Raw genomic sequence first — 8,409 nt, forward strand, 5'->3', positions numbered from 1 at the left:
GTCGCGATGCGGTTCACTCCGAAATGCGGCTGCAGGGGGAAGTCCCGACCCGAGGGGCGCATCACGTCGATCCATGGCGCCCCGGCCCGGCTGCGGGCATAGACCGAGGCCTTGCCCGCGGGCGGCGGGGTCGGTGCAGCGCTCAGACCCGGCAACACCGTCGGCTGCGGCAGTTCTACCTGGCCGCTGGTGCGGTCGATGCGGATCGCGTCGAAGAATGCCGACCCATCGGGGCTGACCTTGAAGCTGAAGTCATCATTGCCGAGCAACCCGATCAGCGCACGGGCGGAAAAGCCGGTCTTGAAGGCAAAGGCTGCGTCGTTTCCGGCGGCGGCCTTGTTCACGGTCGCCTCTATCCCGGCGCCCGCGTTGTTCAGCAGCACGGCCGGTGTGTCCACCGACAGCCGGTTGTAGCTGTCGGCCGTGGCCCCACCGAGGCCCACGAGTTGCGCGGTCAGGTTGGCCTGGGGCATGCCGACCAGCGTGACGGCATTGGCGAAGGTGACGGTCGGCGTGTTGATGACGGTTGTCCCGCCCGCGCCAGCCGTCGCAGAGCCGATGTTCACGACTGTCGTTGATCCGGACGCGCCGCCTGTCCCGAGGTTCACAGTCTTGGTGACGCCGGTGGTCGTGGCCCCGGTGCCCATTCCATAGGTCGCGGTCGTCGTTGCCGTGCCGATGGTGGCACTGGCCGCCGAGACCGTCACGGTCCCCGAGGCGGTCAGCGTACCCGAGAAGGTCTTGTTCCCACTGAAGGTCTGGGTGCCTGCGAGAACCGCGAGTTCCGACGAGGTGTTCGGCAGGGTGAAGCTGCGCGTGGTGCCCGTGCTGATCCCGGCAAGCGAGAAGGTGGCCTTCTTCGTGGGGTCCGCATCGTTGACGAGGCTGAAGACTGCGTCCGAGACGTCGCGGGGCTCGCCCACCACCTCCCAGGCGCTGCCGCTCCAGACGAGGAACAGCCCCTCGGCCGCCACCCAGACCAGCCAGCCAGTGCGCGGAACGAGCCGGATCCACGCGCCGTCGACATGGAAGGCCACGTTCAGATCCCAGCCCGCCCAGAGCCCGGTTGCGCCCGAGGCCACCAGATGCCGGTCGCCGTCAGTGGGGCTCGCCGGGGGTGCTGCGCGCGTGCGATCCAGCACGGCCAGCTGCACCATGGCGTCGAGCAGGCGCAGCGCCTCGTTATGGGTGACATGCTTCTGCGCCTGCGCGGCCATGAGATAGGGCAGGCCGAGATGCGTGGTGGAGTCGGACATGGTGGTTCCTGTGTGTTGGAGCCGGGAAGCTGCCGGTTCGGCTCAAAACTGCGGCGTGATGCTGGCTGGTGCCCCGCGGCCGAGGCGGGCGGAGAGCTGGAAGATGCGGAGGGCGAGTGTGTCGCCGGGGCCGAGCGGTGCGCCCCAGTCGGCGGTCTGCTGGGCGGCGGTGTAGAGGACGGATGCCGAGCTGCTCGTCAGCACGCGCTTGACCGTCGCCCCGTCACGGATCTCGACCTCGTAGTTCTCGACCTCTTCGCCGAGCGGCACCTCGACCTGTTCCCAGGCATCGGCCTCGAGCGCGCGGGAGCGGCGGGTCCAGCGGATCGTGAGGTCGCCGGGCACGCGCGCGCGCCGCCAGGGCTGTTCGACATGGACCGGCGCGAAGGGCCGCAGGCCAGGGACGGCGCGGCCGGCGAAGATCGACGCGCTGCCCGTCCCGGTCCCAACCTCCGAACGCGTGGTCCCAACCTTCGAGGGGGTTGGGACAGATCTTTATCGTTTCACTCCAATGGCTTGAATGGATGTGGTCCCAACCTCGGTGTCCCCAACGGGGGTCCTTCTCTTTTCGTATAGAAAAACATGTTCCCGACCTTTTCCGTTCTCCCACCTGAATGTGTAGCAAAAGGTTGGGACCACGGGGTGAGGTTGGGGACACCGTTGTTTTTGAAAGGCTTTTCGTGTCCCCAACCCCCATCGGAGGTTGGGACAGGGTTGGGACCACCAGGGAGGTTGGGACCGGCGGACGACCGACTTTTCGCGACTGTGGTCAAGTACGGAAAGCGATGTGATTGACATCTCTCTGACAACGTTCTCTACATTGCCCATCGGACAGGGGCGTCCGCGCATCCGGCGCGGTCTGAGAAGCACCCTTCGAACCTGAACCAGATCATGCTGGCGTAGGGAGTCCGCGATGCGATGAACAGGCGTTCCCGTCTAACAGTTCCCCGTATCGCGTCTCCCTGCGTCCAAGAGGGGAGAGTTATGGAAGACCTTGGAAGACACCTCGCACGCATGCGCGAAACCGCGCCGCTCGTGCACAACATCACGAACTTCGTGGCGATGAACGTCATGGCCAACGTGCTGCTCGCCGCCGGCGCGTCGCCAGCCATGGTGCATGCGCGCGAAGAGGCAGCGGAGTTTGCCGGCCTCGCGCAGGCGCTGACCGTCAATATCGGGACCGCCGATCCCCAATGGGGCGCGGCGATGGAAGAAGCTGCGGCGGTCATGACCAAAGGCGGAAAGCCATGGGTCTTCGACCCGGTGGGTGTCGCAGCGACGCGTTTCCGGCAGGATCTCTCGGCGCGGCTGATCGCGCTCGAACCGACCGTCATCCGTGGCAACGCGTCCGAGATCCTGACCCTCGCCGAGCTGGCAGGTTCGGCGCGCGGTGTGGACACCGGGGACAGCGTCGAGGCGGCGATGGAGGCGGCGCGGCGGCTGGCGCAGAGCGCCGGAGGCGTGGTCGCGGTGTCCGGGCCGATCGACTACATCACGGACGGGAAGCGCGCCTACCGTGTCGCGAACGGGCATCCGCTGATGTGCCGAGTCACGGGCATGGGCTGTTCGCTCAATGGCGTGATCGCAGCATTTTGCGTGGACCAGCCGGCGCTCGAGGCGACGGCCGCGGCGCTGGCCTCTTACGGCCTGGCGGGCGAGGAGGCGGCTCGGCGCGCGACGGGGCCCGGCAGTTTCCAGCCCGCCTTTCTCGATGCTCTGGCCGCCCAGACGCCCGAGGCACTCGACGCAGGCGCGAGGGTGAGCCCGGCATGATCGGCCCGGTCTACGTGATCACTGATCCGGACGCGCCATTGTCCGTCATGGACCAGGCCCGCGCGGCCGCGCGCGGCGGGGCCTCTGCGGTGCAGCTGCGCGACAAGACCGCGACGGATGCCGACATGGTGGCGATGGCCCGCGCGCTGATGGCGGCGCTGCGCCCGCGCGGCGTCAAGCTGATCGTCAACGATCGGCTGGAAGTCGCGCTGGCTGCGGGAGCGGACGGCCTGCACATCGGTCAGGGTGATGGCGACCCTGCCGAAATTCGGACGCGGCTCGGGCCGGACAGGCTTCTGGGCGTGTCTATCGAGGCGGCCGGCCAATGCGCCGCGATCCCCCCCGGCGTCGATTACATCGGCGCAGGCCCCGTGCGCGCCACAGCCACCAAGCCGGATCATGCGCCGCCGATCGGGTTCGATGGGCTCGCCGAGATCGTAGCCCGCTCGCCCGTGCCGACGATCGCCATCGGCGGGCTGGGGCCCGGCGATGCGCCGGCGCTGCGCCGTGCCGGCGCGGCGGGCATCGCCGTGGTGTCAGCCGTCGTCCGCGCCCCCGATCCCGAGGCCGCCACCCGCGCCCTTGTCGATGAATGGAGGACGACATGATCCCCAACATCCTGTCCATCGCCGGCTCCGACCCCTCGGGCGGGGCGGGCGTCCAAGCCGACATCAAGGCGATCTCTGCCACGGGCGGCTACGCCATGGCCGCGATCACGGCGCTGACGGCGCAGAACACACGCGGCGTGAGCGGAGTGCAGATGGTCGACCCCGACTTCGTCGCCGCCCAGATCCGGGCGGTGCGCGACGACATCCGGATCGACGCGGTCAAGATCGGTATGCTGGGGACGGCCGAGATCATCGCGGCGGTGGCGGACGCGCTCGACGGGCTGGATGCGCCGGTCGTGCTCGACCCGGTGATGGTGGCCAAGAGCGGCGACCGCCTGCTGTCCGCCGATGCGGTGGCGGCGCTGGGCGAGCGGCTCTTGCCGATGGCTGCGGTGATCACGCCCAACCTGCCCGAAGCCGCCGACCTGCTCGGCGCCGCTCCGGCCACGGATGTCGAAGGAATGGCAGCGCAGGCGAACGCCCTGCGCGCGCGGGGGGCTCGGGCCGTTCTGATCAAGGGCGGCCACCTCAGCGGACCGACCTGCCCTGATCTTCTGGTCCATGAGGGCGGGACGGAACGGTTCGACGCGCCGCGCCACAGGACGACCAACACCCACGGCACCGGCTGCTCGCTCTCTTCGGCTTTGGCCTGCGCGTTGGGGAAGGGCCATGCGCTGCCCGAGGCCGTGTCGGAAGCGAAGGCGTGGCTCTCGGGCGCCATCGCCGCCGCCGACCGGCTCCACGTCGGGACGGGCCATGGTCCGGTAAATCACTTCCACAATTCCATGGGTAGACACGGATGAGCTTCATCGAAACCGTTCTGCAGGAAAACGCCCGGCTCTGCGCCGATATCCGGGCCATGCCCTTCAACCGCGCGCTGGCCGACGGCTCGCTGCCGCAGGCGGTGTTCCAGCACTACATCATCCAGGACGCGCACTATCTCGAAGGCTTCGCCCGGGCGCTGGCCCGCGCGGCCGCCGGGGCGCCCGACGCCGAGTCCGTGGCGCAGCTCGCCGGGTCGGGGGCGGGCGCCATCGCGGTGGAGCGGCAGTTGCATGGCCACTACATGGCTCTGTTCGGCGTCGACGCGCAGACCTTCGCCGCCACCCCGCCCAGCCCCGCTTGCGAGCATTATGCCAGCTTCCTGCTGGCCACTGCGGCGACGCGGGGTGTGGGAGAAGCGGTCGCCGCGCTCCTGCCTTGCTTCTGGGTCTATCGCGACGTGGGCAACGCGATCCAAGCCACCGCCAGCGCCGACAACCCTTATCGCGCCTGGATCGACACCTACGCCGGCGAGGATTTCGACGCCGCCGTCACGAGGATGTGCGCCCTGGCGGACCGGCTGGCGGAGGCGGCCAGCCCGCCCGAGCAGGCGCGCATGCGCGCCGCCTTCGCGAAGAGTACGCTTCTCGAATGGATGTTCTGGGACAGCGCGTGGCGGCTGGGCGCTTGGCCCGACACCGCCGCGACGCCGCCGCAAATGAAAGGAGACCCGTCATGAGCCGCCCGATTGCCGACCTGACCGTTCTCGTGACCGGCGCCGGGCGCGGCCTTGGCGCTGCGATCGCGCGCGCCTTCGCCCGAGAAGGCGCGCGGGTTGCGATCAACTACCGCAACAGTCGCGAGGCGGCCGAGGCGCTGGTCGCGGAGCTTGGCGAGCGCGGTGCGGCGTTCCAGGCCGACGTCACGGACCCCGAGCAGGTCTCGCGGATGGTGGACGAGATCACGGATCGTTTCACGACGCCGGACGTGCTGGTTCACAACGCGCTGGCCGACTACGCCTTCAACGGCGACGCGCGGGCGCAGTTGGACAGTCTGAGATGGGCGGAGATCAGCCGTCAGGCCGAGACCGCGGTCGGCGGCGCGCTCAACTGCATCCAGGCGCTGCGCCCGCATTTCGCAGCGCAGGGTTTCGGGCGGGTCGTCACCATCGGCACCAATCTGGTGCAGAACCCGGTGGTGCCCTATCACGACTACACTGCGGCCAAGGGGGCGCTTCTGGCCTTCACGCGCACCGCGGCAAAGGAACTCGGGCCGCTGGGCGTGACGGTCAACATGGTCTCTGGCGGGTTGCTGCGCAGGACCGACGCCAGCGCCGCGACGCCGGACGCGGTTTTTGACATCATCGCAAGTCAGACGCCGCTGGGCAGCGTCACCACGCCCGAGGAGATGGCCGATACCGTGCTGTTTTTCGCCTCACGATGGGCTCGCGCCGTCACCGGTCAGAACCTGATCGTGGATGGCGGGCTCGTTTTCGGATAGGCCGAGACTACCGAGCACAGAGTTGCGCAAGGCGCTATGCCTTCCGATATCGCCACTCCCGCGGCGCCTCGCGCCCGCCCTCGTCGCGCCGCCTGTATCGCTCCCAGCCGTTCGCCTTGAGGTAGGCCGAGACGCGCATCTGGTCGCCGCGGGTCCAGCGGGCAGGTTCGATCCCGATCGCCTCTTCGAGGATCTCGCCGACCGATACGTCCTTCAGTGGCTCGGGGCGCTGCACGCTCTCCGTCAGGGAGTTGCCGTAGTCGGGGAGGCCATCTGAGACGGTCCGGATCTCGTGCGTCAGCCAGTGCTCGATCAGGTCGTCCCACGCGTCGGACTGGTAGCGGCGGTCCTGTTCCTCGCGCGCTTCGGCCAGCAGCGCCGGATCGTCGATCCACCAGATCGCGCCGGCGCGGAAGCGGTGGACGGCCTCGGCCCAGAGCTGGTCCCGGTCGCGCGCAAGCGCCGCGATATCGATGGCAACACAGCGGAGCGGCCAGAATCGGCGGTTGCCGGTCTCGTCGCGCAGATAGGTGTCGGGGTTCACGGTGCCGGCGAAGACGCACTGTCGGGGCACCTCGACGGTGTAGCGGCCATAGGGCGGACGGAAGCGGTCGGTGGTGCGGGTCAGGAACGCCTTGATGCGCGAGACCTCGGCGCGGCCGATGGCGTCGAGCTCGGCGATCTCGACGATCCAGACCCCCTGCATGTGCAGGGCCGCGTCCTTGGACCCAAGCTCCGGCAGCTCGTCGGGGCGTTCGGTGCGCAGGTCGAACCCGGCGATGCTCAGCAACCGCGCCTACATCGGCGAAGCGGTCCACAAGGGCGACAGCCAAGCGTCGGATAGAACGGCGCCACCTCGGCCCCGAGCCGCCGGACACGGGCCAGCGTCTGGGCAAAGCGGTCGCCACGGAACATCCGGTGCGGCTGGCTGCCGGGCTCGAACCCGGCATAGCTGTCCTCGGTCCAGGTTCCGACCAGAGACCCCGAATCCAGCGGGACACGGGCGATGATCGCCGTTCCGCCCTCGGTGGCCGCGGGCAGGAGCGCGTCGCGCGGATGCTGCTCGAACATGTTGAAGATCACCTGCTGGGAGGCAACCAGGCCGAGCCGGGCGAGGGTGACGCCCTCCTCGGGGTGGTTGTCGCGCAGCGAGACGCCGATCCGGTCGATCTTGCCTTCCGCGCGCAGGTCGTTCACCGGAGAAGCAAAACGCGCTCCCGCCTGCGTCAACCTGAAAACCTTCCCGGTTCGCGTCCAGGACGGCGAAGTCTGGATCGAGGTCTGAGATGAGCTTCCAACTTGCTGCCTGTGCGGAAATGCTCTGGCGCGACCGCCCCATCGCGTGGCGCGCCAGCCGCCTGAAGGAGACGGGCTTCGGTGTCGGCCTCTGGAACTGGCCGAACCGGGAGCTTGCTGCGCTGGAAAGAACCGGCGCGACCTTCCCCAGCATGAACGGCTACCTGCGGGGCCGCCTGACCGAACCGTAACGCTGAGATGCTGCTCGCCTCGGCAGGACAGGCGGCGAAGGTCGGCATGCCCCTTGGTGTCCACCGGCTGAACCTGTACGGGACGGGCCTTGGCGACATGGGCGTGCCGATCCTGCATGTCGGGTCCCTTGCACCAGGCATGGAACAACGCGCGCGCGACACGCTGCACCGCATCTGCGATCTGGCCGAGGCGGAGGGGCACGTGTTCACCCTGGAAAACCTCAACCCCGTCGACCATCCGGGTTGCCCCTTCGGCTCCACCGCCGCCGTCTTTGGCCTGGACAGTGCGGTTAACCGGCCCCACCTCAAGATCAACCTCGACCTCTACCACACCCAGATCGGCGAGGGCGACCTGATCCGCTGGTGTCAGGCTTGCCTGCCGTGGATCGGTGAAGTGCAGATCGCCGACAATCCCGGCCGCTGCGAGCCGGGGACCGGAGAGATCAACTATGCTGGAGCGGCCAAGGCCCTGAAAGACATGGGCTATTCCGGCCCCGTCGGCAGGGAGGCCAATGCCAAGGGCGATGCGGAGGCTGCCCTCGAGGCCTTCCGCGCGGCTTTCGCGGTATGATCATGGTCCACAAAGCCAACCGCCCCACGGTTCACGACATGCGCGCGATGAAGGCGTGGGATCGACGACTGAAGTGCATAGAGGCAGTCGTCCAGTGGCAAAAGCGTGTGTCGCCGGAACGCGACAACCATCGCTTCCTCGGCCTCGGCCTCGGACAGGACCGTGGACCGCGGTTCCGTCGGCCCGGTCTTCATGTCCTCAACCGTCGCCCGCTGCCGCCACTTCGCCACCGTCTTAGGATTGATGCCGAGCTCCCGGCTCAGTTGCGCGAGCGAAGCTTGCGATCATTCGGGCCACCCCTCGAACCAATGGCGGGCCAGCCCTCATTATTGCTACTCTGATGGCGTGCGTGGTCGTGGCGCTCCCGTGACGAACCGATGCTGTCCCATGGAGTGGTGTAGCTGGCGCTGATCGTCACCGTGATATTCGGCGCGGGCCTGCTTGATCAGGAT

Annotated in this window: 10 protein-coding genes, 2 pseudogenes and 1 riboswitch; of the genes and pseudogenes, 7 read left to right on the forward strand and 5 right to left on the reverse strand. The window is 68.4% G+C overall.

The genetic code is table 11. The features are described from left to right. Positions 1-1,256 (reverse strand): DUF2793 domain-containing protein (locus G8O29_RS17790; RefSeq protein ID WP_166404552.1); only part of this gene is annotated, 1,256 nt, incomplete at its 3' end. 42 nt (positions 1,257-1,298) lie between these two features. Then, positions 1,299-1,655, reverse strand: a pseudogene (locus G8O29_RS17795) (hypothetical protein); the annotation flags it as partial. Positions 1,656-2,079: 424 nt separating this feature from the next. Further along, positions 2,080-2,179: riboswitch (TPP riboswitch) on the forward strand. Positions 2,180-2,240: 61 nt separating this feature from the next. On the opposite strand from G8O29_RS17795, the gene thiM reads away from it, so the two are divergent. From thiM to G8O29_RS17820, 5 genes are read left to right on the forward strand one after another with little or no spacing between them, the layout of a single operon-like run. Then, entirely contained in the window at positions 2,241-3,029 is a 789-nt protein-coding gene (thiM, locus tag G8O29_RS17800) for a hydroxyethylthiazole kinase (RefSeq protein ID WP_166404553.1), read from the forward strand. Beyond that, positions 3,026-3,637 carry a thiamine phosphate synthase gene (gene thiE, locus G8O29_RS17805; protein ID WP_166404554.1) on the forward strand — a complete coding sequence of 204 codons (612 nt, stop codon included), beginning with the start codon at positions 3,026-3,028 and terminating at the stop codon, positions 3,635-3,637. The genes thiM and thiE overlap by 4 nt, the downstream gene beginning before the upstream one ends. After that, positions 3,634-4,440, forward strand: coding sequence for a bifunctional hydroxymethylpyrimidine kinase/phosphomethylpyrimidine kinase (thiD, locus tag G8O29_RS17810; protein ID WP_166404555.1), 807 nt, complete (start codon positions 3,634-3,636; stop codon positions 4,438-4,440). The genes thiE and thiD overlap by 4 nt, the downstream gene beginning before the upstream one ends. Then, positions 4,437-5,138, forward strand: a complete 702-nt coding sequence (tenA, locus tag G8O29_RS17815) for a thiaminase II (protein ID WP_166404556.1) — start codon at positions 4,437-4,439, stop codon at positions 5,136-5,138. Before thiD ends, tenA begins: the two co-directional genes overlap by 4 nt. Further along, positions 5,135-5,899 carry a 3-oxoacyl-ACP reductase gene (locus G8O29_RS17820; RefSeq protein WP_166404557.1) on the forward strand — a complete coding sequence of 255 codons (765 nt, stop codon included), beginning with the start codon at positions 5,135-5,137 and terminating at the stop codon, positions 5,897-5,899. The genes tenA and G8O29_RS17820 overlap by 4 nt, the downstream gene beginning before the upstream one ends. Positions 5,900-5,933: 34 nt before the next feature. Here the strand turns inward: G8O29_RS17820 and G8O29_RS17825 are convergent, their stop codons facing one another. Together G8O29_RS17825 and G8O29_RS17830 are read right to left on the reverse strand one after the other, a co-directional pair. After that, positions 5,934-6,689: a VapE domain-containing protein gene (locus G8O29_RS17825; protein ID WP_242679187.1), complete on the reverse strand. Its 756-nt coding sequence runs from the start codon at positions 6,687-6,689 to the stop codon at positions 5,934-5,936. After that, positions 6,683-7,096 carry an aldo/keto reductase gene (locus tag G8O29_RS17830; RefSeq protein ID WP_207623986.1) on the reverse strand — a complete coding sequence of 138 codons (414 nt, stop codon included), beginning with the start codon at positions 7,094-7,096 and terminating at the stop codon, positions 6,683-6,685. Before G8O29_RS17830 ends, G8O29_RS17825 begins: the two co-directional genes overlap by 7 nt. A gap of 89 nt (positions 7,097-7,185) precedes the next feature. Here G8O29_RS17830 and G8O29_RS18630 point away from each other — a divergent pair, with 89 nt between their 5' ends. Both G8O29_RS18630 and G8O29_RS17835 read left to right on the forward strand, forming a co-directional pair. Further along, positions 7,186-7,386, forward strand: coding sequence for a hypothetical protein (locus G8O29_RS18630; RefSeq protein WP_242679188.1), 201 nt, complete (start codon positions 7,186-7,188; stop codon positions 7,384-7,386). A gap of 46 nt (positions 7,387-7,432) precedes the next feature. Continuing rightward, positions 7,433-7,957: a TIM barrel protein gene (locus G8O29_RS17835; protein WP_242679189.1), complete on the forward strand. Its 525-nt coding sequence runs from the start codon at positions 7,433-7,435 to the stop codon at positions 7,955-7,957. A 41-nt stretch (positions 7,958-7,998) separates the two neighbouring features. Here the strand turns inward: G8O29_RS17835 and G8O29_RS18635 are convergent. Continuing rightward, positions 7,999-8,284 (reverse strand): annotated as a pseudogene (locus G8O29_RS18635) (IS481 family transposase); the annotation flags it as partial. Positions 8,285-8,409: the final 125 nt, after the last annotated feature.

This window comes from Rhodobacter calidifons, assembly GCF_011174775.1.
GTDB lineage: Bacteria > Pseudomonadota > Alphaproteobacteria > Rhodobacterales > Rhodobacteraceae > Tabrizicola > Tabrizicola calidifons.

Excerpts from the sequence above, each read along its gene's own strand:
- G8O29_RS17835 (WP_242679189.1), top strand. The coding sequence starts at position 7,433 with ATGCCCCTTGGTGTCCACCGGCTGAACCTGTACGGGACGGGCCTTGGC.
- G8O29_RS17820 (WP_166404557.1), top strand. The coding sequence starts at position 5,135 with ATGAGCCGCCCGATTGCCGACCTGACCGTTCTCGTGACCGGCGCCGGG.
- tenA (WP_166404556.1), top strand. The coding sequence starts at position 4,437 with ATGAGCTTCATCGAAACCGTTCTGCAGGAAAACGCCCGGCTCTGCGCC.
- G8O29_RS18630 (WP_242679188.1), top strand. The coding sequence starts at position 7,186 with ATGAGCTTCCAACTTGCTGCCTGTGCGGAAATGCTCTGGCGCGACCGC.
- thiD (WP_166404555.1), top strand. The coding sequence starts at position 3,634 with ATGATCCCCAACATCCTGTCCATCGCCGGCTCCGACCCCTCGGGCGGG.
- thiE (WP_166404554.1), top strand. The coding sequence starts at position 3,026 with ATGATCGGCCCGGTCTACGTGATCACTGATCCGGACGCGCCATTGTCC.
- thiM (WP_166404553.1), top strand. The coding sequence starts at position 2,241 with ATGGAAGACCTTGGAAGACACCTCGCACGCATGCGCGAAACCGCGCCG.